Here is a 22,529-nt window from a genome sequence, read left to right on the forward strand (position 1 = left end):
CCTTGCGGTGCGCCCGGCGGAGGGCGGGCGGCGGCGTGTGCCGCAAATCGATCACCTCCGTGCAGAACCGCTCAGATCCGTTCTTCCGAGCCCGCAGGAGCATCGTCCGTGTTGAATGACGGCGTGACTGGATCACCTTCCGGTCCGGGGCTGTCTGCGCGGTTGTCCGATGCCGCTCGTGCTGTCTGGGCCAAGTCGGAGAGGGACACCGCAGGGTGGCTGCCGTTGTGGCGGCACATGGCGGACAGCGGGGCCGTTGCGGGGCGGTTGTGGGACCGGTGGCTCTCGCGGAACGTCCGGGAGTTGATCGCCGGGGCGGTCGGAGGCGACCACCGGCGGGCGCGGGAGTTGGCGGTGTGGCTGGCGGCCACGCACGACATCGGGAAGGCGACCCCCGCGTTCGCGTGTCAGGTCGACGGGCTCGCGGACCGGATGCGGGAGACCGGGCTGGCGATGCGCGACCAGAAGCAGTTCGGCGAGGACCGCCAGCTGGCGCCGCACGGGCTGGCCGGTCAACTCATCCTCCAGGAATGGCTGGTGTTACGACACGGCTGGACACACCGGGCCGCCGGCCAGTGGGCGGTGGTGGCCGGCGGGCACCACGGGGTGCCGCCGGGCCACGGGCAGCTGCACGACCTCGAACTGCGCGAGGACCTGCTCCGCACCCCGGGGGTGAGCGAACAGCGGTGGCGCGCCGTGCAGTTCGAGCTGCTCGACGCGTGCACGGATGCACTCGGGGACGACCGCCTCATGGTCGCCCTACGGGACGTGAAGCTGCCACAGCCGGTGCAGGTGCTCCTGACCGGCATCGTCATCATGGCCGACTGGATCGCCAGCAACCCCGACCTCTTCCCCTACTTCCCCGAGGACCGGCCCCGCTCGGAGGAGGAGCGCATCGAATCGGCGTGGGCCGGACTGCGACTGCCGCCCGCCTGGACGGCCGAGGAACCCGGCCTGGAAGCAGCCGAGTTGATGGCCGCGCGGTTCGACCTTCCGCCGGGAAGTGTGCCGCGCCCCGTGCAGGAGGACGCCGTCCGGCTTGCGCGCGAGTCGCCCGCGCCCGGGTTGCTGGTGATCGAGGCGCCGATGGGCGAGGGGAAGACGGAGGCGGCGCTCGCCGTCGCGGAGATCTTCGCCGCCCGGACCGGCGCCGGCGGGTGCTACGTCGCGCTGCCGACCCGTGCGACCGCCAACGCGATGTTCCCGCGGCTCACCGCATGGCTCGACCACCTGCCCGCCGAGGGTGACCGGGCGGTGTACCTCGCCCACGCGAAAGCGGCGCTCAACGACGAGTACGCGGGCATGATGGCCGCCGACCGGCGCCGGATCGCGGCGGTGGACTCCGACGGGCCGCAGGGGGCGGGGCATCGGGCGCGCCGGAAGGGCGCCGGGCTGATCGCCCACCAGTGGCTGCGCGGGCGCAAGAAGGGCATGCTCGCCTCGTTCGCGGTCGGCACGATCGACCAGGTGCTGTTCGCGGGCCTCAAGAACCGGCACCTCGCGCTGCGCCATCTCGCGCTCGCCGGCAAGGTCGTCGTGATCGACGAAGTCCACGCCAACGACGCCTACATGAACACCTACCTGGAGCGGGTGCTCTGCTGGCTCGGCGCGTACCGGGTGCCGGTGGTGATGCTGTCGGCCACCCTGCCCTCCGCCACCCGGCGCGCGCTGGTGCGGGCGTACTGCGGGGCGACGGAAGGGACCCAGGCGGAGGCACACGAGGAGACGCACGACGAGCGGCACGAGACCGGCTACCCGCTGCTGACCGCCGTCGCCCCGGGGCACCCGCCGTCGACCCGCCGGCCCGCGGCCGACGCCGCCCGGCGGACCACCGTCCGCCTCGAACCGCTGGACGACGACCTCGCCGCGCTCACCGACCTGCTGGCGTCCGAACTCGCCGACGGCGGTTGCGCGCTGGTGATCCGCAACACCGTCGACCGCGTCCTGGAGGCCGCCGAGCGGCTGCGCGAGCGGTTCGGGGACGAGGCCGTGACCGTCGCGCACGCGCGCTTCGTCGACCTGGACCGGGCGCGCAAGGACGACGGCCTGCTCGCCCGCTTCGGTCCCGACGGGGACCGGCCGCGCGGGCCGCACGTCGTCGTCGCCAGCCAGGTGGCCGAGCAGTCGCTCGACGTCGACTTCGACCTGCTCGTGACCGACCTCTGCCCGGTCGACCTGATGCTCCAGCGCATGGGCCGCCTGCACCGCCACCGCCGCGGCGAGGGGCAGAGCGCCCGGCCGCCGAAGCTGCGGACGGCGCGCTGCCTGGTCACCGGTGTGGATTGGGCGGCACGGCCCCAGCCCCTCCCCGTGAAGGGCTCGGCCTCCGTCTACGGCAGGCACCACCTGCTGCGCTCGGCCGCCGCCCTGTGGCCGCAGCTCGCGCAGAGGTCACCCCTGACGCTCCCGGACGACATCAACACGCTCGTCCAGCGTGCCTACGGCGACGAGCCGCTAGGACCGCCCGCCTGGAGCGAGGCCATGGCCGGGGCCGCGGAGGAGCAGCGGCTCGCGGACGCCGCGCAGACCGCCCGCGCCGAGGTGTTCCGGCTGGACGAGGTGCGCCGGCCGGGGCGGTCGCTGGTGGGGTGGCTGGACGCCGGGGTCGGGGACGTGGACGACCAGCGGCCCGGCCGGGCGCAGGTGCGGGACGGGGACGAGAGCCTGGAAGTGATGGTGGCGATGCGCTGCGCGGACGGCGGCCTCACCACACTCCCCTGGCTGGACCGGGGCCGTGGCGGCCTGCCGCTGCCGACCGAGACCGTACCCGCCTGGAACGCCGCCCAGGCCCTCGCGGCCAGCAGCCTGCGGCTCCCCTACCACTTCTCCAAGCCGTGGGTGATCGACCGGGCGATCAGGGAGCTGGAAGAGCTGTACATCCCCGCCTGGCAGGTCAAGGAGTGCCCGCAGCTGGACGGCGAGCTGGTGCTGCTGCTCGACGAGGACGGCCGGGCCGAACTGGCGGGCTTCGAGCTGGAGTACAACCCGAACGACGGCCTGACGGTACACCCGGCCGGGGCCCGTGAGGTGAGATTGGTGAAGAGCGTGCCCTCGTTCGACCTGGTGTCCCGCCCCTGGCTTCCGGTGCAGCGGTTGGACGGGACGGGCGCCGAACTGTCGCTGCGCGAGGTGTTCGCGCAGGCCGCGACGCTCCGGCGGCTGGCCGGGGACGTGCCGACGCAGGAGTTCGCGCTGATGCGGCTGCTGCTGGCGGTCCTGCACGACGCCGTGAACGGGCCGGCGGAGCTGGAGGACTGGGAGGAGCTCTGGGAGGACCCGGACTGCCTCGCCGCCGTCGGCCGCTACCTCGACCGGCACCGTGGGCAGTTCGACCTGCTGCACCCACAGACCCCGTTCTTCCAGGTCGCGGGCCTTCGTACCGAGAAGGACGAAGTCGCCTCCCTCAACCGCCTGGTGGCGGACGTGCCGAACGGCGACCCGTTCTTCTCCATGCGGATGCCGGCCGTCGAGCGGCTCCCCTTCGCCGAGGCCGCGCGCTGGCTGGTGCACGCGCACGCCTTCGACACCTCGGGCATCAAGTCGGCGGCGGCGGGCGACGGTCGGGGGAAGAACGGGAAGGTCTACCCGCAGGGAACGGGCTGGGCTGGCGGCCTCGGCGGTGTCCTCGCCGAGGGGGACGACCTGCGCGAGACCCTCCTGCTCAACCTCGTCGCCGCGGACACCGCAGGGGCGCGCTTCCGCTCCGACGACCGGCCGGCCTGGCGGCGCGGGCCGTACGGACCGGAGCAGGACCGGGAGGCCGCGGACCCCTCGCGCCGGCCCTCCGGACCTCGGGACCTCTACACCTGGCAGTCCCGGCGGATCCGGCTGCACCACGACGGGAGCGCGGTGACCGGGGTGGTGCTCTGCTACGGGGATCCGCTCCCGGCGCACGACCGCCGGTTCGTGGAGCCGCTCACCGGCTGGCGGCGCAGCCGGCCCCAGGAGAAGAAGCTCGGCCGGGTTCCGGTGTACCTGCCGCGCCAGCACGATCCGGCGCGCTCGGCCTGGCGCGGCCTGCCCGCCCTGCTGCGGTCGCGGACCGGCGAGGCGGCCGGGAGGGCCGGTGAACCACCGCAGTCCCAGAGCCCGTTGGTGCTCGAGTGGGTGGCCCGGCTGACCGGCGAGCGGGTGCTGGAGAGCCGCCGGCTGATCCGCGCGCGGACGGTGGGCGCGGTCTACGGGACCCAGCAGTCGGTGATCGACGAGGTGGTGGACGACGGGGTCACGCTGGCGGTCGTCCTCCTGCACGAGGACGACACGCGCTACGGGCAGAAGGCCGTGAGTGCGGTGGAATCCTCGGACGAGGGAGTGCAGGCGCTCGTCCGCCTGGCCGCCGACCTCGCGGAGGCCGCCGGTGCGGAGGCGGACGGGCCCAGGGCGGTGGCGGCCGAGCGCGGGTATGCCGGACTCGACGGCCCCTTCCGGCTCTGGCTCAGGGAGTTGGGACTGAGCGCGTTCCCCGACAAGGCTTTGGCGGACTGGCACCGGCAGGCCCGGCGGATCCTGTTCACGCTGGGCGCCGAACTGGTGGACTCCGCCCCGCAGGCGGCCACGCAGGGCCGGGTGGTCGCGGGCCGGGCCGGCACCCGCATCTGGCTCAACGACACCCTGGCGTTCCAGCGGTTCGGCTTCGCGCTGGCCGGAGCCCTCCCCGGCCCGAACCTGCCGGAGGGCCCCGACGGCCTGCCCGAGGGCCCCGACGGGAACCACCACGGGAACCACGACGACTCCCTGGAGAACGACGACCGATGACCACCGACCCCGTCCCGTCGCCCCGGCGTGCCGATCTCGGCCGGGTGGGTGCGGCCACCCGCGAGCACGTGGGCCAGTTGCAGCGCGGCTACCGCGCCGACGAGCCCCTCTTCGTCGCCCGGGTTGCGCAGATCCGGCGCGGCGCGGGCCGGCCGATCGACGCGCTGCCCGAACTGTGGGGCCTGACCGGCCTGGAGCGGCTGTACCCGAACGGCCGGACCGGGCCGTCGGACACCCTCGCCGAGAACGCGATGCACACGGCGGTCACCCTCTGGTCGCTGCACCAGCAGTCGCACCGCGACGCCGGGATGCACCGGCCCGGCGGGCCCCAGCTGGGAGGCGCCGTACGGCAGTTGATGCCCGCCGACGACATCGACGAGCCGCTGCGCAAGCGGTTCGTCCGGGCGGGCACGGCGCCGACCTTCGACATCCTCGCGCAGCGGCTGCGGGAGATCGTCACGCTGCTGCGCCGGTCCGCCGTGCCGCTCGACTACGGGCTGCTCGCCGACCAGCTCCACCGGTGGCAACTGCCCGGCCGCCGGGGCGAGGTGAACCGCTCCTGGGGGCGCAGCTTCCACGCGTACCGGCGCCCGAAGCCCGCCGAAGGAACGCCCGCCGACGGAACGCCCGCCGACCAGACCGTCACCGACTCTCCCGACACCGACAAGGACCAATCGTGAGCAGCCGCACCATCCTGGACGTCCACATCCTGCAGACCGTGCCGCCGAGCAACCTCAACCGGGACGACACGGGATCGCCCAAGACGGCCCTGTACGGCGGGGTGCGGCGGTCCCGGGTGTCCAGCCAGGCGTGGAAGCGGGCGACCCGCAGGGCGTTCGAAGGGCTGTTGGATCCGGCGGAGCTGGGGGTGCGGACCAAGAAGGTGGCGGAGCTGCTGGCGGCGCGGATCACCGGCCTGGGCGTGGAGCTCGAGGAGCCGGAGGCCCGGCAGGCGGCGGCCGACACGATCACGGCCGCGACCGGCGCGAAGGTGGAGCCGCCCAAGCGGAAGACCAAGGAGGGGGCGGACGACCCGGCGCCGGAGTCCGCGTACCTGATGTTCCTCAGCAGCCGCCAGCTCGACGCCCTCGCCGCGCTCGCGGCCGAGGGGCTGAGGGGGTCCGGCGGGCTGAAGGAGTTCTTCAAGGACAAGGAGAACAGGGCGCGGGCCCGGGCGGCGGCCAACTCCCGTCACTCGGTGGACATCGCGCTGTTCGGGCGGATGGTCGCGGACGCCTCCGACATCAACGTGGACGCCGCCGCGCAGGTGGCGCACGCGATCAGTGTGCACGCGGTGGAGAACGAGTCGGACTACTACACGGCGGTGGACGACCAGCGGGGCGAGGACGAGCCGGGCGCGGGCATGATCGGCACGGTCGACTTCAACTCCGCGACGCTGTACCGCTACGCGGCGGTGGACGTGGACCGGCTGCGGGCGAACCTGGGGGACGGGCCGCGCGCGGACGAGCCCGTGACGGAGCCGGTCCGGCGCGCGGTGGAGGCGTTCGTCGAGGCGTTCGTGATGTCGATCCCCACCGGCAAGATGAACACCTTCGCCAACCAGACGGTGCCGGACGCGGTGGTCGTCAAGCTGCGCTCCGCCCGGCCGATCAGCTTCGCGGGGGCGTTCGAGGAGGCCGTGAAGGCCGGTGGCGACGGCCTCACCGGCGGCCATGTCGCGGGTGCCTGCGCGCAGTTGGCCGCCTACGTGCCGGAGGTGGAGAAGGCCTTCGGTGCCGTGACCGAGGACAGCTGGGTGCTGCGGGTCGGCGAGCGGACGTCCGCCCTCGCCGGGCTCGGCACCGAGGTGGGGCTCGACGGGCTGGTCGAGGAGGTCGGCGCGGCGGTGACCAAGCGGCTGGCCGGGTCAGTCGGGGCAGGATCAGCCGGGACGGGGTCGGTCAGGGCAGGATCGGCCGGGACGGGATCGGCCGGGTGAGCGTGCTGCTGCTGAAACTGGCCGGGCCGTTGCAGTCCTGGGGCTCCTCCGCGCGGTTCACCCGTCGCACCACCGAGCCGGCGCCGACCAAGAGCGGCGTCCTGGGCTTGCTCGCGGGGGCGCTGGGGCGGGACCGGGGCGACGACCTCTCCGATCTGGCGGCGCTGCGGTTCGGCGTGCGCACCGACCAGCCGGGCACCCGCGTCCGGGACCTCCAGACGGCCCACCACGGGGACACGGACAAGGCCATGCCGCTGTCCGAGCGCTTCTACCTGGCGGACGCGGTGTTCGTGGCCGCGGTGGAGGGGCCGGACGCGACGGTCGGCGCGCTGGCGGCGGCCCTTCGCTCGCCCGTCCACCTGCCGTACCTGGGCCGCCGCTCCTGCCCGCCGAGCGGGCCGGTGGACCTGGGCATCCGGTGGGAGACGGGGCTGCGGTCGGCGCTGGAGCGGGAGCCCTGGCAGGCGGCGCGCTGGTACCGGGAGCGGCACCACGCGGCGTCGGTGGCGCTGCCGGTCCAGGCCGACGCCGAGCCGGCGGAGCAGCCGCGGGCGGACCTGCTGCGGGACCTGCCGCTGAGCTTCGACCCCCGGCACCGCCGGTACGCGCTGCGCGGGGTGTTCTCGTTCGTCGTCAACGCGCCGACGCTCGTGCCCGATCACGATCCGACGGCCCATCTGAACCTCCTATCACCGGAACCGGTCTGACATGTTCCTCACCCGTTTTCGCGTCAACACCGCCCGCGCCGGGGCGCGGCGGCTGCTCTCCTCGCCGCAGTTGCTGCACGGCGCGGTGATGGCGTCGTTCGCCGACCCGCTGCCGTCCGACCCGGTGTCGGCCGGCCCGTCGACACCGTCCGGCCCGTCGGCGCCGGGCGGCGCGGCACCCCGCGTGCTGTGGCGGATCGACCACAACTCCCGCGCCGAGGTGCTGCTCCACCTGGTGAGCCCGCGGCGTCCGGACCTCACCCACCTCGTGGAGGAGGCCGGTTGGCCGACCACCGGCGGCTGGCAGACCTTCGACTACGGGGCCTTCCTCACCGGCCTGGCCGCCGGTTCGACGTGGGCGTTCCGGCTGACGGCGAATCCCGTGCACAGCATCCGCCGCACCCCGGACGAGCCGACCAAGCGCACCGCGCACCTCACCCAACGCCACCAGGCCGGCTGGCTGTTGAAGCAGCAGGAGCGGGCGGGCTTCACCGTCGTCGAGAAGGCGCCGGAGCGTCGGCTGCTGCCGGAGGGGGACGAGCACGAGCTGGTCGTCCACCGGCAGCGGGGCCTGTCGTTCGGCAAGAACGACCGGCTGGCCGCAGGCCGCCACACGGTGACCCTGGTGACCGCGACCTACGACGGCCGGCTGCGGGTGACCGATCCGGACGCACTGCGGCGCACGCTCACCGCGGGGCTGGGCAAGGCCAAGGCGTACGGGTGCGGGCTGATGACGCTCTCGCCGGTGCGGGGGTGACGGGGTGGCCGCGACTCCGGCGAGCAGGCCGGTCTCCTCTCCCCGCGAGCTGACCCGGATCGGTGACCGGGTCTCGTTCCTCTACCTGGAGCGCTGCACGATCCACCGTGAGGACAACGCGATCACCGCCACCGACGAGTCCGGTGTCCGCTTCATTCCCTCCGCGACGATCGGCGTGCTGCTGCTCGGACCGGGCACCCGGGTGACGCACCAGGCAATGAGCGTGCTCGGCGAGTGCGGCGCGGGCGTCGTCTGGGTGGGCGAGCACGGCGTGCGCTACTACGCGGGCGGGCGGGCGCTGAGCCGGTCGGCCGCTCTGGTGGAGGCGCAGGCGACGGCCTGGGCGAACCGGCGCCACCGGCTGGACGTGGCGCGGGAGATGTACCGGCTGCGCTTCCCGGAGGCGGATCCGGCGGGGATGACCCGGCGGGAACTGCTCGGCGGGGAGGGCGACCGGGTGAAGGCGGTCTACCGTGCGGAGGCGGCCCGGACGGGGGTGCGCTGGGTGCGCCGGACGTACGATCCGGGCGACTTCGCGGCCGGCGACGCGCCGAACCAGGCGGTGACGGCGGCCGCGCAGTGCCTGTACGGGGTCGCGCACTCGGTGGTCGTGGCGCTGGGGTGCTCGCCCGCCCTGGGGTTCGTGCACTCGGGGCACGAGCGGTCGTTCGTGATGGACGTGGCGGACCTCTACAAGGTGGAGTTCGGCATCCCGGCCGCGTTCGACGCGGCGGCGGAGGGGCCGGAGGACGTGGCGGGGCGCACCCGGCGGGCGTTGCGCGAGCGGATCCGGGCGGGCGGCCTGCTGGAGCGGGTGGTCGCGGACCTCCAGGGCCTGTTCGCGCCGTACCGGCCGTCGGAGGCGGCCGGTCAGGACAGCGGCCACGGGGACGGCAGCCACGGGGACGGGGACGGGGACGGCGGCGACACCGTGCGGCTGCAGACCGACCGGGGCGGCACCGTGGCGGGCGGGCGCAACTACGGCGGCGGAGAGGTGGTCTGGTGATCACCCTGGTGCTCGCGGACTGCCCGGCCGGGCTGCGGGGGCTGCTGACCAGGTGGCTCACCGAGATCTCGCCGGGTGTCTTCGTCGGCGATCCGTCGGCGCGGATCCGGGAGGTGCTGTGGGAGGAGGTACGGGCGTACCGGGGTCGGGGGCGGGCCGTGCTCGCGTACAGCGCGGACACCGAGCAGGGGTTCGGGTTCGCGACGCACGAGCACCGCTGGCACCCGGTGGACCACGAGGGGCTCACGCTGATCCACCGCCCGGCGGACCGTCCGGTGCCGGCGCCCCGGGCCGGGCCGGCACCGGGCGGGACCGCGGACGGGAGCGCGGACGGGACCGCGCGCGGGTGGAGCAAGGCCTCCAGGCGGCGGCGGTTCGGCGGCCGTTAGCGGCGGCGGGCCCGGCGGGTTCCCGGGGTCAGGCGCCGGCCGTGCGCAGGTGCGGGATGACGTCGGTGCCGTAGGCGTCGATGGTGGGTTCGACGGCGTCGTGCATGGCGTAGACGGCGAACTGGTCGACGCCGAGGGCGCGGAGCTGGTCGAGGCGGGCCAGGTGGGTGGCGGTGGGGCCGATGACGCAGAAGCGGTCGACGATCTCGTCGGGGACGAAGGCGGTGTCGGGGTTCCCGGCGCGGCCGTGGTGGCTGTAGTCGTAGCCCTGGCGGTCCTTGATGTAGGCGGTGAGGGCCTCGGGGACGAGGCCGGAGTGTTCGCCGTAGTGGCGCACGAGGTCGGCGACGTGGTTGCCGACCATGCCGCCGAACCAGCGGCACTGCTCGCGGGCGTGGGCGAGGGCGGCCGGGGAGTCGTCGGCGGTGACGTAGGCCGGGGCGGCGACGCAGACGGTGAGCGCGTCGGGGTCGCGGCCGGCTTCGGCGGCGGCCCGGCGGACGGCCTTGACCATGTACTCGGTGAGGAAGGGGTCGGCGAGCTGGAGGATGAAGCCGTCGGCCTGGCGGCCGGTCAGGGCGAGGGCCTTGGGGCCGTAGGCGCCCATCCAGATCGGCAGGGTGGCGCCCTCGCGGACCCAGGGCAGGTGCAGTTCGGTGCCGTCGACCTCGGCGGTGCGGCCCTCGGCCAGCTCCTTGATGGCGTGCATGGCCTGGGAGAGCCGCTCCAGGGTGGCGGGCGGGCGCCCGGCGACCCGCATCGCGGAGTCGCCGCGGCCGATGCCGCAGACGGTGCGGTTGCCGTACATGTCGTTGAGGGTGGCGAACAGGGAGGCGGTCACCTCCCAGGTGCGGGTGGAGGGGTTGGTGACCATGGGGCCGACGGTGAGGGTCCCGGTCTCGGCGAGGATGCGGCTGTGGATGACGAAGGGCTCCTGCCACAGGACGCAGGAGTCGAAGGTCCAGCCGTGGCTGAAGCCGGCCCGTTCGGCGCGGATCATGCGGTCGATGAGCAGGCGCGCGGGCGGGTCGGTCTGCAGGACGAGGCCGATGTCCATGGTGGGCTCCGGGAGAGGGAGGGAAAGGAGAGGGACGGGGCGCGGGGGACCGGCTCAGCCCAGGTACTGGCAGGTGTCGCGGCGCAGGAACGTGCCGTGGCCGGCCCGGCCGAGCCAGGTGCCCCGGTCGAGGACGACGGTGCCCCGGGAGAGGACGGTGCGGGCGCGGCCGGTGAGGGTGCGCCCCTCGTACGCCGAGTAGTCGACGTTCATGTGGTGGGTGGCGGCGGAGACGGTCTGCACGGCGGTGGGGTCGTAGACGACGACGTCGGCGTCGGCGCCGGGGGCGAGGGTGCCCTTGCGGGGGTGCAGGCCGAACATCCGGGCCGGGGTGGTGCAGGCGAGTTCGATCCAGCGGCGGCGGCTGAGGTGCCCGTCGACGACGGCCTGGTGGAGGAGGTCCATCCGGTTCTCCACGCCGGGCAGGCCGTTGGGGATCTTCGAGAAGTCGCCGCGGCCGAGTTCCTTCTGGCCGGTGTAGCAGAACGGGCAGTGGTCGGTGGAGACCACCTGGAGGTCGTTGGTGCGCAGGCCGCGCCAGAGGGCCGCCTGGTGCTCGCGGGGCCGCAGCGGGGTGCTGCACACGTACTTGGCGCCCTCGAAGCCGTCGGCGCCCTCCTCGGCGAGGTTGTCGGTGGAGAGGAAGAGGTACTGCGGGCAGGTCTCGCCGAAGACGGGGTGACCGTCGTCGCGGGCGCGGGCGAGTTCGGCGAGCGCGGAGGCGGCGGAGACGTGGACGACGTAGAGCGGGCTGCCGGCGACCTGGGCGAGTTTGACGGCGCGGTGGGTGGCCTCGGCCTCCAGCAGTTCGCGGCGGACCTCGCCGTGGTGGCGGGGCGCGGTGCGGCCGGCGGCGAGGGCCTGTTCGACGAGGACGTCGATGGCGATGCCGTTCTCGGCGTGCATCATGATCAGCCCGCCGTTGGAGGCGCCGCGCTGCATCGCGCGCAGGATGCGGCCGTCGTCGCTGTAGAAGACGCCGGGGTAGGCCATGAACAGCTTGAAGGAGGTGGACTCGCCGGAGTCGACGAGAGTGTCCATCTCCTTGAGGACGGCGTCGGTGACGTCGGAGACGATGGTGTGGAAGGCGTAGTCGATCGCGCAGTTGCCCTCCGCCTTGGCGTGCCAGGCGTCCAGGCCCTGGCGCAGGCTGCCGCCGACGGGCTGGACGGCGAAGTCGACGATGGTGGTGGTGCCGCCCCAGGCGGCGGCGCGGGTTCCGGTCTCGAAGGTGTCGGAGGCGTGGGTGCCGCCGAACGGGAGCTCCATGTGGGTGTGGACGTCGACGCCGCCCGGGATGACGTAGTGGCCGGCCGCGTCGATGACGGTGTCGGCGGTCCAGGAGAGGGCGGCCTCGCTGCCGGTGGCGGCGAGGGCGGCGATCCGCTCGCCCTCGATGAGGACGTCGGCGCGCAGTTCCTCGGTGGCGGTGATGACGAGTCCGCCGCGGACGGCGGTGCGGCGGGGCGCGGCGGCGCCGGTGGGGCCGGTGGGGCCGGTGGGGCCGGTGGGGCCGGTGGTCGAGGGGGTCGCGGTCACGGGGTCGGTGGTCACCGGTTTCGCCTCCGTCAGGCCTCGGTCAGCGGGCCGTAGGCCTCGGGGCGGCGGTCGCGGTAGAACGCCCACTGCCGGCGGACCTGTTCGATGACCCCGAGGTCGAGGTCGCGGACGACCAGTTCCTCCTCCTTGTCGGAGGCGACCTCGCCGACGAACCGGCCGCGCGGGTCGACGAAGTAGGACGAGCCGTAGAAGTCGTTGTCGCCGTACTCCTCGGTGCCGACGCGGTTGATGGCGGCCACGTAGTAGGCGTTGGCGACGGCGGCGGCCGGCTGTTCGAGCTGCCAGAGGTAGGCGGAGAGGCTGCGGCTGGTCGCGGAGGGGTTGTAGACGATCTGCGCGCCGCCCAGGCCCAGCGCGCGCCAGCCCTCGGGGAAGTGCCGGTCGTAGCAGATGTAGACGCCGACCTTGCCGACGGCGGTGTCGAAGACCGGCCAGCCGAGGTTGCCGGGCTTGAAGTAGTACTTCTCCCAGAAGCCCTTGACCTGCGGGATGTGGTGCTTGCGGTACTTGCCGAGGTAGCTGCCGTCGGCGTCGATCACGGCGGCGGTGTTGTAGTAGACGCCGGGCTGCTCCTCCTCGTAGACGGGGACGACGAGGACCAGGCCGAGTTCGCGGGCGAGGTCGCGCATCCGGCGCACGGTGGGGCCGTCGGGGACGGGCTCGGCCCAGCGGTAGTGCTCGGGCTCCTGGACCTGGCAGAAGTACGGGGAGTTGAAGACCTCCTGGAAGCCGAGGATCTTCGCGCCCCGGGCGGCGGCCTCGCGGGCGTAGCCCTCGTGGAGGGCGATCATGCTCTCCTGGTCGCCGGTCCAGCGGGTCTGGACGAGGGCGGCACGGACGATCTGCGACATGGGTACCTCCGCAACTCCGCGGCCCGTCCCGGGGGCGGGCCCGCGGTTCGAGGGTCGGCGGGCGGTGCAGCCTGCGGTGGATGTCTACGTGCGTAGAAGGTTGGGTGCCTCGACCGTAGGCCCGGCCCCGGTCGCCTGACAATACGTCGAACGCCAGGCGGCCGACGCGATCTTGGTGTGCGGACACGCGGGGTCCCGTAGGTGGGATGAAACGCTCATCTACCCCGGGAGCGCACTCCTTACTCATTCGAGTGAATCCGGGAGGGGGACGGCCTTGTTCGGGGCAAGAAGCCGGTGACGCTCCTCCGGTCCGCCGCCGGAGGAGCCCGTCGACCGATGGTGGCGGCCGACCGGCGGTGGTGGCGCGCAGCGGCTGGAGGGGGTGGTGGCGGGTGGGGACGACCGAGGGGGCGCGGGGCGCGGTGCGGGTGCCCGCCTGGGGCGGGGTGCTGCTCGGGTTCGGGGTGCCGGTGCCGGCGGTGCTCGGGTGGCTGCTGTTCGTCCAGCGCACGCCCTCCGGCCAGGGCGCACTGGACGTCCGACTCCAGCTGGCCGGATCGCGGGCCGCCGCCGAGGCCGTGCTCGCCGGGCGGGCCCCGGTCTTCCGCGCCTCGCTGGACGCCGACCTCTGGCTGATCGGCGGCCTCGCGGTGACGCTGGCGGCGGCCGGGATGCTCGGGGGGTACGTGTTCACCCGGGCGCACTGGCGGCTGACCGCGCTCGTCGCGGGCCTGGCCGGGGTGCTGGCCGGCGGCTGCGACCTCGCCGAGGACGTCCTGCTGGCCGCCGGGCTGGGCCGCGCCGGCCCCGGACCGTCGGGCGGGGACGCGCCGTTCGCCGCGGCCGCCGCGTTCGCCACCCTCAAGTGGCTGCTGCTCCCGCCCGCGGGCGCGGTCGCGGTCGTCGTCTGCAGCGCCACCGTGCACCGGGCGGTGCGGGCGCTGCTGCCCCGGCCGCCGGAGGAGGAGCGCGCAGGCGCCGGGACGGGGCCGGCGCTGATCCCGCCGTGGCCGGTGGCGACCGCGCGCGGCGGGCGCTGGCCACCCGGCCCGAGGGCCCACGCACCGCTCGCCCGGCACGCTCGCTGGCGCAACGCCGCCCGGGTGCCGCCCGGGCGCGAGCACGCCCGGCTCGGCTTCTGCGTCTCCGGCGGCGGCATCCGCGCCGCCTGCGTCACCCTCGGCGCGCTGCAGGCGCTGCGCCCCTGGCTGAAACAGGCCCGCTACCTGGTCTCGGTCTCCGGCGGCGGGTACACCGTCGGCGCGATGCAGCTGGCGCTCAGCGACTCCGCGCCCGGCGGACCGGTCCGGGCCCGCTCCGGGCTGGACTCCGACACCGTGCTCGAACCGGGCTCGCCCGAGGAGGACCACCTGCGGCGCCACTCCAAGTACCTGGCGGACGGCGCGGGCGAGTGGCTGGTGGCGCTCGGCACCCTGCTGCGCGGCATGGTCGCGGCGCTCTCCCTGCTGCTCGCCACCGTCCTGGTGCTGGGCCTGGCCCTGAGCCGGTTCTACCACCTGGTGCCGCTCGCCGACCTGGACGGCCCGCCGTCGGTGGTCTCCCCCGCCGCGTTCGCGCTCGCCGGGCTGCTGGCGGCCGCCGCCACCGGGTGGCTGCTGTGGCTGCTCACCTTCTCCTGGCTCGGCTGGAACACCCCGCTGCCCCGCGTGCTGCGCCGTTTCTCGCACGGCGCGCTCGCGCTGGCCGCGCTGACCGCCGTCGGCGTGCTGGCCGTTCCCGGTCTGGCGTGGGGCGCGGTCGCACTGCAGCGGGCGCTCGCGGTCGGTGCCCGGCAGACCGGGGCCGGCATCAGCCTCACCGTGCTGCTCAGCTATCTGGCGCTGCTGCTGGGCATCCTCTGGCGCGGCCGGCACGCCATCGAGCAGGGCGCGGCGGTGCTCGGCGGAGTGCTGCGCGGGGTGCGGAGCGGCGGCGCGCGGCGGCGGACGGGCGGCCTCACCGGGCGGATCACCGAGTACCTGGTGCTCTGGTCGGCGCTGATCGCGCTCACCTTCGGCACGCTGCTGACCTTCGGCTGGGCGGTGGCCACCGGGCACGGCTGGCCGCGCGCGATCCAGGTCCTGCTGCCGCTGGTCCTGGTCACGGTGGGGCTCAACCTCGACCAGACCTGGATGGGCCTGCACCCCTTCTACCGGCGCCGGCTCGCCTCGGCCTTCGCCGTCCGGCGGGTGGTCGAGGAGGAGGGCGGGGACGCCGGTGCGGACCGGGGCGGGGAGGTGCTGGCCCGGCCGTACCACTTCTTCCGCGAGCAGACCCGACTCAGCCACTACGGCACCCGGCGGCCGGACTTCCCCCAGGTGATCTTCGCGGCGGCGGCGAACCTCTCCGGCAGCGCGCGCACGCCACCGGGCCGGCGGGCGGTCTCGTTCACCTTCTCGCACGACTACGTGGGCGGGCCGGACGTCGGCTACGCGCGGACCGACCTGCTGGAGCGGCGCACCCGGCGGCACATCGCCCGGGACCTCACCGTGCAGTCCGCGATGGCCGTCTCCGGCGCGGCGTTCTCCTCCGCGATGGGCCGCCGCTCCCGCGCCTACCAGGGGCTGTTCGCGGTGACCAACGCGCGGCTGGGCACCTGGCTGCCCAATCCGGCGGCGCTCGCCCCGCTCTGGGCCGCCGACCGGGACTGGCGGTACGCGCCGCAGCCCGCCGTCCGGCGGCTCTCCTACCAGCTGCGGGAGGCCTGCGGCCGGTACCCGATGGACGCGCGGTTCCTGCTCACCACCGACGGCGGGCACTACGAGAACCTCGGCCTGGTCGAACTGCTGCGGCACGGCGTGCGGACGGCGGTGTGCATCGACGCGAGCGGCGACTCCGCCTTCGCGGGCGCGCTCGCGGCGGCGATCACCCTGGCGCGGGAGGAGTTGGGCATCGCGATCACGCTGCGCGAGCCGGAGCTGCTGGTACCGGGCAGTGCCGGGGGCGGCGGCGGGCGCGGGGGGAGCGGCCAGCCGCCGTTGCGCGGTCTGGCGGCGCGGCTGGCCGACCGGCTCTCGGCCCGGGCGGTGGTGGTCGGCGACATCACCTACCCGTGGCCGCTGGAGCTCGGGGAGGCCGGCGCCCCGCCGGACGCGATGGCCCGGCACGGCACGCTGATCGTCGCTCAGGCCGTACTCACCCCCGGCATGCCGTACGAGCTGCACGCGTACGCGGTGGCCGATCCGGCGTTCCCGGACGACGGCGCCGGCGACCAGTGGTTCGACCACCGGCAGTTCGACGCGTACCAGACGCTCGGCCGGTACCTGGGTGAGCAGGCCGCGCCGGCGGTCGCGGCGGCCCTGGCGGAGGCCGAGGCGGCGGGGTCGGGGGCGTCGGGGGCGTCGGGGGCCGGGCCGGGGTCGAGGTCGGGGTCAGGGTCGGCGGGAGCCGCCGGTCCGGCGCCGGCACCAGCCCCGACAGCGGCGCCGATGCCGGCGCCGGACCGCAAGGCCCAGGGCCGGGGGCCTGACCGGACGGGGAGCGTGCCGGGGCCCGGCCGGGCGCCCGGCGCGGAGCGGGGCGCCACCGCGCCCGACCAGGGGCGCAACGGGCAGCTGTGACGGTGCTCGCTTGACTCCTGCCGCTTCCGTCGGGAAGGATCCGGCACATGGACTCCGGCACCACTCTGGTCTGCCGCCTGCACGTCGACCTCCGGCGCCAGGCGAGTTCCATCTGTGCCTGTTGTTGATCTTTCCCTTCCCCCTCGGCCCCGCCCTGTGACGTCCCCCAGGGTTCGCGCCGCACAGCCACACCCGTCTTCCTGACGCGCCTTCGCCCGGCGTGAGCGTGCCGTCCGCCGGTGTCCCACCGGTGCGGTCCGGTGCGTGCGCCGCCACGTCTCCGTTCCCCTCCCGCCTTTCCCGAGGACGCCCGCATGAGCCTGAACCTCGCCCCCGAGACGCCCACGACCGCACCCGACACGCCCGCCCCGGCCCCGCCCCCGGCTCCGGGCACCGCACCCGCCGGGGACACCCGCGCGCCGCTCACCCCGAACACCCTGCGGACGATCGTCCGCGAGCTGGCCGAACAGCCCGAGCAGTGGATCCACCACGTGCGGCTCTCCACCGAGGAGCGCTGGTACCGCCGGCTCGCCGCCGACGAGGACCACGAGGTCTGGCTGATCAGCTGGCTGCCCGGCCAGTCCACCGGCTTCCACGACCACGGCGGCTCGCGCGGCGCGTTCACCGTCGCGCTGGGAGAGTTGGAGGAATTGTCGCTGGGCGGCCCCGAGCAGGGCCTGCTGATCCGGCGCATCCAGTCCGGCACCGCCCGCGCGTTCGGCCCCGACTACGTGCACGACGTCCGCAACACCGCGTCCGGCCCCGCCGTGACGCTGCACGCCTACTCGCCGCCGCTCAACTCCATGGCGCACTACGAACTGCGGGCCGGCGGCCTGGTCCGCACCTCCGAGGAAGGACCCGACCAGTGGTGACCACGATCGACGACCTGCTCGCCCGCTCTCGCGAGGGCGTCCACCGGCCCGGCGCCGAGGAGGCCCACCGCGCGCACCGCGACGGCGCCCTGCTGGTGGACATCCGCCCGGCGGCGCAGCGCGCGGCCGAGGGCGAGATCCCCGACGCGCTGATCATCGAGCGCAATGTGCTGGAGTGGCGGCTGGATCCGACGGGCGGTCACCGGATCCCGGAGGCCACCGGGTACGACCTGGAGGTGATCCTGGTCTGCTCGGAGGGGTACGCCTCCAGCCTGGCGGCGGCGTCGCTGCGCGAACTGGGCCTGCACCGCGCGACCGACCTGGACGGCGGGTTCGTCGGCTGGGCGGCGGCCGGGCTGCCGACCCGTCAGGGAGGGTGAGCGGGCCGACACCGCCACCCCGGCCGGTGGTCGGATCCGCGCGGGCCGCGACACCCGCCGGATCCGACCACGGCTGGTAAATCAGGGACACCAGGGTCATCAGGTCATAGGCTGATCAGAGTTTCCACCGCCGCCATGGCGGGCAGTCACGCGACCGACAGGCCCACCCACCGAGACCGACAGACCGCCAGACGACACCATCGGCGCCGCCGCCGGGGACCGCCGAGACGAGGAACACCCCCGTGATCAGATTCGACGGCGCGGGCAAGCGCCACCCCGACGGCACGGTCGCCGTCGAGGGCCTCGACCTCGACGTTCCCACCGGTCGCACGACCGTGCTGGTCGGACCGTCCGGCTGCGGGAAGACCACCCTGCTGCGGATGGTCAACCGCATGGTCGAGCCGACCTCGGGCCGGGTCCTGCTGGACGGCACCGATGTGGCGGCGCTGGATCCGGCCAAGCTGCGGCGCGGCATCGGGTACGTGATCCAGCAGGCCGGGCTGTTCCCGCACCGCCGGGTGATCGACAACGTGGCGACCGTCCCGTACCTGCTCGGCTGGGACCGCAAGAAGGCCCGGGCACGGGCGGCCGAGCTCCTCGACCTGGTCGGACTCGCCCCGGAGACCGCCAAGCGCTACCCGTTCCAGCTCTCCGGCGGCCAGCAGCAGCGCGTCGGCGTGGCGAGGGCGCTGGCCGCCGACCCGCCGGTGCTGCTGATGGACGAGCCGTTCAGCGCCGTCGACCCGGTGGTGCGGGCCGGGCTCCAGGAGGAGCTGCTGCGCCTGCAGTCCGAGCTGCACAAGACGGTGCTGTTCGTGACGCACGACATCGAGGAGGCCGTCCGGCTCGGCGACCAGGTGGTGGTGCTGCGCGAGCACGGCCGGATCGCCCAGCTGGCGGACCCGCACACCCTGCTGACGGCGCCCGCCGACGCGGACGTCGCCGCCTTCCTCGGCCGTGACCGGGGCCTGCGCGGGCTCGGGCTGCGGTCCGCCACGGCCGTGGCCGTCCGGCCGATACCGGGCGGACCGGGTGGACCGGGTGGCCGCGCGAACGGCGGGGCAAGCGGGGCGCGCTTCGGTGGGTGGGAGCTCGTGCTGGACGACGAGCGCCGCCCGATCGGGTGGATCGACCGGGACGCCGCGGGAGCCACCCTCCACCCGGCGCCCGGGTTCCGGCCCGAGGCCGACACGCTGCGCGCCGCGCTGGACGCCGCCGTGCTCTCCCCCGCCGGGATCGCGGTCGCCCTGGACACCGACGGCCGGGTGACCGGCACCGCCGACCGCGAGGCGGTGCTGGCCGCGCTCGCGGCCCGCCCCGCCCCGTCCCCGATCCCGGCCGCTGTCGCCGACGACGCGGACGCCGATACCGCTGCCGTTGCCGTTGCCGACGCCGCCCTCACGGCGGACCGGGCCGCGGCGGCCGAGGCCGAGAAGGACGGAGCGACCGGTGGACGATGAACCGATCATCCGCTGGTACTGGATCGGTGACCACCTCGGCTACCTCGGCGACCTGCTCGCCGACCACGCCGCCATCGCGCTGCTCCCGGTGCTGATCGGCCTGCTGCTGGCGATCCCGCTCGGGCTGGCCTGCACCCGCTACCCACGCCTCTACCAGCCGCTCGCCGCCGTCTTCAACATCGTCTACGCGCTGCCCTCGCTGGCCGTCTTCGTGGTGCTCATCCCCTACACCGGGCTGGCCACCCAGGCGACCGTGATGATCCCGCTCACCTTCTACGCGCTCGCCGTGCTGCTGCCCACCACGGTGGACGGGCTGCGCGCCGTGCCCGACCCGGTGCGGCAGGCCGCGACCGCGATGGGGTACGGGCCGTGGCACCGGCTGGCCGCCGTCGAACTGCCCGCTGCCGTCCCCTACCTGGTGGCCGGTCTGCGGGTGGCGGCCGTCTCCAGCATCTCGCTGGCCTCGGTGGGCGCGCTGGTCGGGCGCGGCGGGCTCGGCTACCTGTTCGTCGACGGCTTCCAGCGCACCTTCCCGACCCCGATCGTGGCCGGGATCGTCCTGATCGCCGCGCTCGCGCTGGCCGTGGACCTGCTGCTGGTCGGCGCCCGCCGACTGCTGGCGCCCTGGGCCGTGCGGGAGAAGGGAGCGGGCCGGTGAACTGGCTCACCTGGCTCGGGGACTTCTTCTCCGACCCGGACCGCCGCAGCGGTCCGAACTCGATCGCGCACCGGATCGCCGAGCACCTGCTGTTCTCCGGCGAGGCGCTGCTCTTCGCCGCGCTGCTGGCCGTCCCGCTCGGGCTGCTGATCGGCTACACCGGGCGCGGCGTCACCGTGGTGACCGCGCTGGCCGGCGCCGCCCGTGCCCTGCCCACGCTCGGCCTGGTGACGCTGGCGGTGCTGCTCGCCGGGGTCGGCGACACCGCCGTGCTGGTTCCGCTGGTCGCGCTGGCCGCGCCGCCGCTGCTGGTCGCCGCCGTCGAGGGGGTGCGCGGCACCGACCCGGACGTGCGGGACGCGGCGCGCGGCGTCGGGCTGACGCACCCGCAGGTGCTGTGGCAGGTCTGCGTGCCGTCGGCGCTGCCGACCCTGCTGGCCGGCTTCCGGACCGCGACCGTGCAGGTCATCGCGACGGCGACGGTGGCCGCGTACGTCGGGCTCGGCGGTCTCGGCCGGTACGTCGTCGACGGGCTGGCCACCCGGGACTACGCGATGACGATCGGCGGCGCGCTGCTGGTCGTGCTGCTCGCCGTCGGGGCCCAGGCGTTCTTCGCCCTGCTCGCCCGGTACGCGCTCCCGCCCGGACTGCGCGCCCAGCAGCTGGCCGCGGCCCGGCAGCCGACGTGACCGTGCCGACTGCCCTGCGTATCGCCACCCCGGCTCCCTCGCCGGCTTCCTCAACCGCCTCCGTGCCGTCTCCATCGCCACTTCCCTCGCCCGACCGTGACGTCCACCCCGAAAGGACACCAATCACCATGTCGACATCCGCATCCGCACCGCTGAGAGCGGTGACGGCCGGCCGTCGCACTGCCGCCCTGGCCGCCCTCGCCGCGCTCGCGCTGGCCGCGACGGCCTGCTCCTCCTCCGGCGACGACCCGCTGGGCGGCAAGGGCTCGGCGGCCCCGGCGCCCGCCGGCAGCACCTCCGCGGGTGCCGCGGCCGGCGGGACGGTCGTGGTCGGCTCGGCCAACTTCCCCGAGAACGTGCTGCTCGGCTCGATCTACTCGCAGGCGCTCAAGGCCAAGGGTGTGAAGGTCGAGGAGAAGTTCAACATCGGCAGCCGCGAGGTGCTCTACGACCAGGTGCAGAGCGGAAGCCTGTCCGTGCTGCCCGAGTACAACGGCTCACTGCTCGCCTACCTGGGCAACAGGTCGACCGACCCGACCACCGCCTCGGTCAACGCCGCGCTGGCCAAGTCGCTGCCGGCCACGCTCGCGATCCTGGACTCCTCCCCCGCCGAGGACAAGGACACCCTGAGCGTCAGCCAGGAGACGGCCGACAAGTACGGGCTGAAGTCGATCACCGACCTGGCCGGCAAGGCGGGCGAGTTCACCATCGGCGGTCCGCCGGAGTTCAAGTCGCGCCAGGAGCAGCCGCTCAAGGACGTCTACGGCGTGACGTTCAAGGAGTGGAAGTCGACCGGCGACACCACGGCCAACGCGGTCAAGGACGGCTCGGTGCAGGTCGGCAACGTCTTCTCCACCGACCCGAAGATCACACAGCTGAAGCTCGTCCCGCTGACCGACCCGAAGAACCTGTTCGCCGCCCAGAACGTGACGCCGCTGGTCAACAAGGCCAAGGTGGACACGACGGCGACCGCCGCGCTCAACGCGGTGTCCGCCAAGCTGGACACGCCGGGGCTGCTGGCGCTGATGAAGAAGGTCGCGGTCGACAAGGAGGACCCGTCGGCGGTCGCCAAGGACTGGCTGAAGAGCAACGGGCTGTCCTGACCCGGCCGGACGCCGGGCCCGGGAGCCGATCCCGGGCCCGGCAGATCTTCCCTTGAGCGGCGCGGACATGACAGGGTGACGGCATGCGCACTCGTCTCCTCGCCGCCACCCTCACGGCCTGCGCCGCGGTGAGCCTCGCCGCGTGCTCCGGCTCCGGCTCGGACTCCGGCGCCACCGCGGCCGGGGCCACCGCGACCGCCACAGCGACCGCGACCGCGACCGCATCCGCGACCGGCCCAACAGCCGGTCCGGCGACCGGTCCGGCGAGCGGAACCGCCGCGTCCGACGCCCCCTCGGCGGCCCCCGCTCCGCCCGCGACGACCGCGACGCCGGGCTCCGCCGACGCCTCCGGGCCCACCGCCGCGACGGCGACCGCGCAGCCGTCCGCCGGCCCGCCCTCCCCGGGGACCACGGGCTCCGCACCGGCCGCCGGCTCCCCGACCGGACCCCCGACCGACTCCCCCGCCGAACCCCCGGCGGCCCCGAAGCCGGCGCCGCCCTCCGACGCCGGGCTGCCGGCCGAGCCGGCCGCCGACGTCACCGCACAGCTGGTCGCCGCCCTGCAGGCGATCGACCCGGCGATCGTCGGCGGACAGCCCGAGCAGGCCGTCGAACGGGCCCGCAACCAGTGCCAGTCGATGTTTCAGTTCCCGAAGGACCGGGCCAAGTTGATCGACCTGGTCAACCAGCGCTTCACGGATCCCACCCACCCCCAGGGTTTCGGACCGGAGAAGGCGGACAAGATCCTGGACGCGCTGCGCACCACCCTCTGCCCGCCGGCCTGAA

At 74.6% G+C, this 22,529-nt stretch carries 19 protein-coding genes; 16 read left to right on the forward strand and 3 right to left on the reverse strand.

Annotated elements, in window-relative coordinates; genetic code table 11:
• Nucleotides 1–237 precede the first annotated feature (237 nt).
• The 7 genes from casA to cas2e are packed head-to-tail and all read left to right on the forward strand — an operon-like array spanning nucleotide 238 to nucleotide 9,553.
• Entirely contained in the window at nucleotides 238–4,755 is a 4,518-nt protein-coding gene (gene casA, locus ACFVUH_RS01535) for a type I-E CRISPR-associated protein Cse1/CasA (protein ID WP_387910427.1), read from the forward strand.
• On the forward strand, nucleotides 4,752–5,435 hold the full coding sequence (gene casB, locus ACFVUH_RS01540) for a type I-E CRISPR-associated protein Cse2/CasB (protein ID WP_387910429.1): 684 nt from the start codon (nucleotides 4,752–4,754) through the stop codon (nucleotides 5,433–5,435). The genes casA and casB overlap by 4 nt, the downstream gene beginning before the upstream one ends.
• Nucleotides 5,429–6,694 carry a type I-E CRISPR-associated protein Cas7/Cse4/CasC gene (gene cas7e / locus ACFVUH_RS01545; RefSeq protein ID WP_387910759.1) on the forward strand — a complete coding sequence of 422 codons (1,266 nt, stop codon included), beginning with the start codon at nucleotides 5,429–5,431 and terminating at the stop codon, nucleotides 6,692–6,694. The genes casB and cas7e overlap by 7 nt, the downstream gene beginning before the upstream one ends.
• Nucleotides 6,691–7,401 (forward strand): type I-E CRISPR-associated protein Cas5/CasD, encoded by a 711-nt coding sequence (gene cas5e, locus ACFVUH_RS01550; RefSeq protein ID WP_387910431.1) that lies wholly within the window; start codon nucleotides 6,691–6,693, stop codon nucleotides 7,399–7,401. The genes cas7e and cas5e overlap by 4 nt, the downstream gene beginning before the upstream one ends.
• A 1-nt stretch (nucleotide 7,402) precedes the next feature.
• Complete coding sequence (gene cas6e / locus ACFVUH_RS01555) at nucleotides 7,403–8,158, forward strand: type I-E CRISPR-associated protein Cas6/Cse3/CasE (protein WP_387910433.1); 756 nt, start codon at nucleotides 7,403–7,405, stop codon at nucleotides 8,156–8,158.
• A gap of 4 nt (nucleotides 8,159–8,162) precedes the next feature.
• Nucleotides 8,163–9,164 carry a type I-E CRISPR-associated endonuclease Cas1e gene (gene cas1e / locus ACFVUH_RS01560; RefSeq protein WP_387910434.1) on the forward strand — a complete coding sequence of 334 codons (1,002 nt, stop codon included), beginning with the start codon at nucleotides 8,163–8,165 and terminating at the stop codon, nucleotides 9,162–9,164.
• Nucleotides 9,161–9,553 (forward strand): type I-E CRISPR-associated endoribonuclease Cas2e, encoded by a 393-nt coding sequence (gene cas2e / locus ACFVUH_RS01565; RefSeq protein WP_387910435.1) that lies wholly within the window; start codon nucleotides 9,161–9,163, stop codon nucleotides 9,551–9,553. The genes cas1e and cas2e overlap by 4 nt, the downstream gene beginning before the upstream one ends.
• A gap of 28 nt (nucleotides 9,554–9,581) precedes the next feature.
• Here cas2e and ACFVUH_RS01570 read toward each other — a convergent pair whose 3' ends face one another.
• Genes ACFVUH_RS01570 through ACFVUH_RS01580 form a run of 3 tightly spaced genes read right to left on the reverse strand, consistent with a single transcriptional unit; the run spans nucleotide 9,582 to nucleotide 13,021 of the window.
• On the reverse strand, nucleotides 9,582–10,610 hold the full coding sequence (locus tag ACFVUH_RS01570; RefSeq protein ID WP_387910437.1) for a TIGR03842 family LLM class F420-dependent oxidoreductase: 1,029 nt from the start codon (nucleotides 10,608–10,610) through the stop codon (nucleotides 9,582–9,584).
• Nucleotides 10,611–10,664: 54 nt separating this feature from the next.
• Nucleotides 10,665–12,164, reverse strand: coding sequence for a dihydropyrimidinase (gene hydA, locus ACFVUH_RS01575; protein WP_387910439.1), 1,500 nt, complete (start codon nucleotides 12,162–12,164; stop codon nucleotides 10,665–10,667).
• 14 nt (nucleotides 12,165–12,178) lie between these two features.
• The gene (locus ACFVUH_RS01580) at nucleotides 12,179–13,021 is read right to left on the reverse strand and encodes a nitrilase-related carbon-nitrogen hydrolase (RefSeq protein ID WP_355362921.1); all 843 of its coding nucleotides are present in this window, start codon (nucleotides 13,019–13,021) and stop codon (nucleotides 12,179–12,181) included.
• 392 nt (nucleotides 13,022–13,413) lie between these two features.
• Here ACFVUH_RS01580 and ACFVUH_RS01585 point away from each other — a divergent pair, with 392 nt between their 5' ends.
• The 9 genes from ACFVUH_RS01585 (at nucleotide 13,414) to ACFVUH_RS01625 (ending at nucleotide 22,528) form a co-directional block, all read left to right on the forward strand.
• Nucleotides 13,414–16,581 (forward strand): hypothetical protein, encoded by a 3,168-nt coding sequence (locus ACFVUH_RS01585; protein WP_387910441.1) that lies wholly within the window; start codon nucleotides 13,414–13,416, stop codon nucleotides 16,579–16,581.
• A gap of 47 nt (nucleotides 16,582–16,628) precedes the next feature.
• Nucleotides 16,629–16,709, forward strand: a complete 81-nt coding sequence (locus ACFVUH_RS01590) for a putative leader peptide (RefSeq protein ID WP_344330530.1) — start codon at nucleotides 16,629–16,631, stop codon at nucleotides 16,707–16,709.
• Nucleotides 16,710–16,895: 186 nt separating this feature from the next.
• Nucleotides 16,896–17,453, forward strand: a complete 558-nt coding sequence (locus tag ACFVUH_RS01595; protein ID WP_355362917.1) for a cysteine dioxygenase family protein — start codon at nucleotides 16,896–16,898, stop codon at nucleotides 17,451–17,453.
• The gene (locus ACFVUH_RS01600) at nucleotides 17,447–17,833 is read left to right on the forward strand and encodes a rhodanese-like domain-containing protein (RefSeq protein ID WP_387910443.1); all 387 of its coding nucleotides are present in this window, start codon (nucleotides 17,447–17,449) and stop codon (nucleotides 17,831–17,833) included. The genes ACFVUH_RS01595 and ACFVUH_RS01600 overlap by 7 nt, the downstream gene beginning before the upstream one ends.
• Before the next feature lie 242 nt (nucleotides 17,834–18,075).
• Nucleotides 18,076–19,293 carry an ABC transporter ATP-binding protein gene (locus ACFVUH_RS01605; RefSeq protein WP_387910445.1) on the forward strand — a complete coding sequence of 406 codons (1,218 nt, stop codon included), beginning with the start codon at nucleotides 18,076–18,078 and terminating at the stop codon, nucleotides 19,291–19,293.
• Complete coding sequence (locus ACFVUH_RS01610) at nucleotides 19,283–19,951, forward strand: ABC transporter permease (protein WP_355362911.1); 669 nt, start codon at nucleotides 19,283–19,285, stop codon at nucleotides 19,949–19,951. Before ACFVUH_RS01605 ends, ACFVUH_RS01610 begins: the two co-directional genes overlap by 11 nt.
• On the forward strand, nucleotides 19,948–20,640 hold the full coding sequence (locus tag ACFVUH_RS01615) for an ABC transporter permease (RefSeq protein ID WP_355362909.1): 693 nt from the start codon (nucleotides 19,948–19,950) through the stop codon (nucleotides 20,638–20,640). The genes ACFVUH_RS01610 and ACFVUH_RS01615 overlap by 4 nt, the downstream gene beginning before the upstream one ends.
• 128 nt (nucleotides 20,641–20,768) lie before the next feature.
• Complete coding sequence (locus ACFVUH_RS01620; protein ID WP_387910446.1) at nucleotides 20,769–21,743, forward strand: ABC transporter substrate-binding protein; 975 nt, start codon at nucleotides 20,769–20,771, stop codon at nucleotides 21,741–21,743.
• Nucleotides 21,744–21,826: 83 nt separating this feature from the next.
• Complete coding sequence (locus ACFVUH_RS01625; protein ID WP_387910448.1) at nucleotides 21,827–22,528, forward strand: hypothetical protein; 702 nt, start codon at nucleotides 21,827–21,829, stop codon at nucleotides 22,526–22,528.
• The last annotated feature ends 1 nt before the right edge of the window (nucleotide 22,529 follow it).

The sequence above is a fragment of the Kitasatospora sp. NPDC058032 genome (genome assembly GCF_042885845.1).
Classification (GTDB): Bacteria; Actinomycetota; Actinomycetes; order Streptomycetales; family Streptomycetaceae; genus Kitasatospora.

What these genes read in the sequence shown, in the direction of transcription:
- casA (WP_387910427.1), top strand. Translation starts at nt 238, where the DNA reads ATGGCGGACAGCGGGGCCGTTGCGGGGCGGTTGTGGGACCGGTGGCTC.
- casB (WP_387910429.1), top strand. Translation starts at nt 4,752, where the DNA reads ATGACCACCGACCCCGTCCCGTCGCCCCGGCGTGCCGATCTCGGCCGG.
- cas6e (WP_387910433.1), top strand. Translation starts at nt 7,403, where the DNA reads ATGTTCCTCACCCGTTTTCGCGTCAACACCGCCCGCGCCGGGGCGCGG.
- ACFVUH_RS01570 (WP_387910437.1), bottom strand. Translation starts at nt 10,610, where the DNA reads ATGGACATCGGCCTCGTCCTGCAGACCGACCCGCCCGCGCGCCTGCTC.
- ACFVUH_RS01580 (WP_355362921.1), bottom strand. Translation starts at nt 13,021, where the DNA reads ATGTCGCAGATCGTCCGTGCCGCCCTCGTCCAGACCCGCTGGACCGGC.
- ACFVUH_RS01590 (WP_344330530.1), top strand. Translation starts at nt 16,629, where the DNA reads ATGGACTCCGGCACCACTCTGGTCTGCCGCCTGCACGTCGACCTCCGG.
- ACFVUH_RS01595 (WP_355362917.1), top strand. Translation starts at nt 16,896, where the DNA reads ATGAGCCTGAACCTCGCCCCCGAGACGCCCACGACCGCACCCGACACG.
- ACFVUH_RS01620 (WP_387910446.1), top strand. Translation starts at nt 20,769, where the DNA reads ATGTCGACATCCGCATCCGCACCGCTGAGAGCGGTGACGGCCGGCCGT.
- ACFVUH_RS01625 (WP_387910448.1), top strand. Translation starts at nt 21,827, where the DNA reads ATGCGCACTCGTCTCCTCGCCGCCACCCTCACGGCCTGCGCCGCGGTG.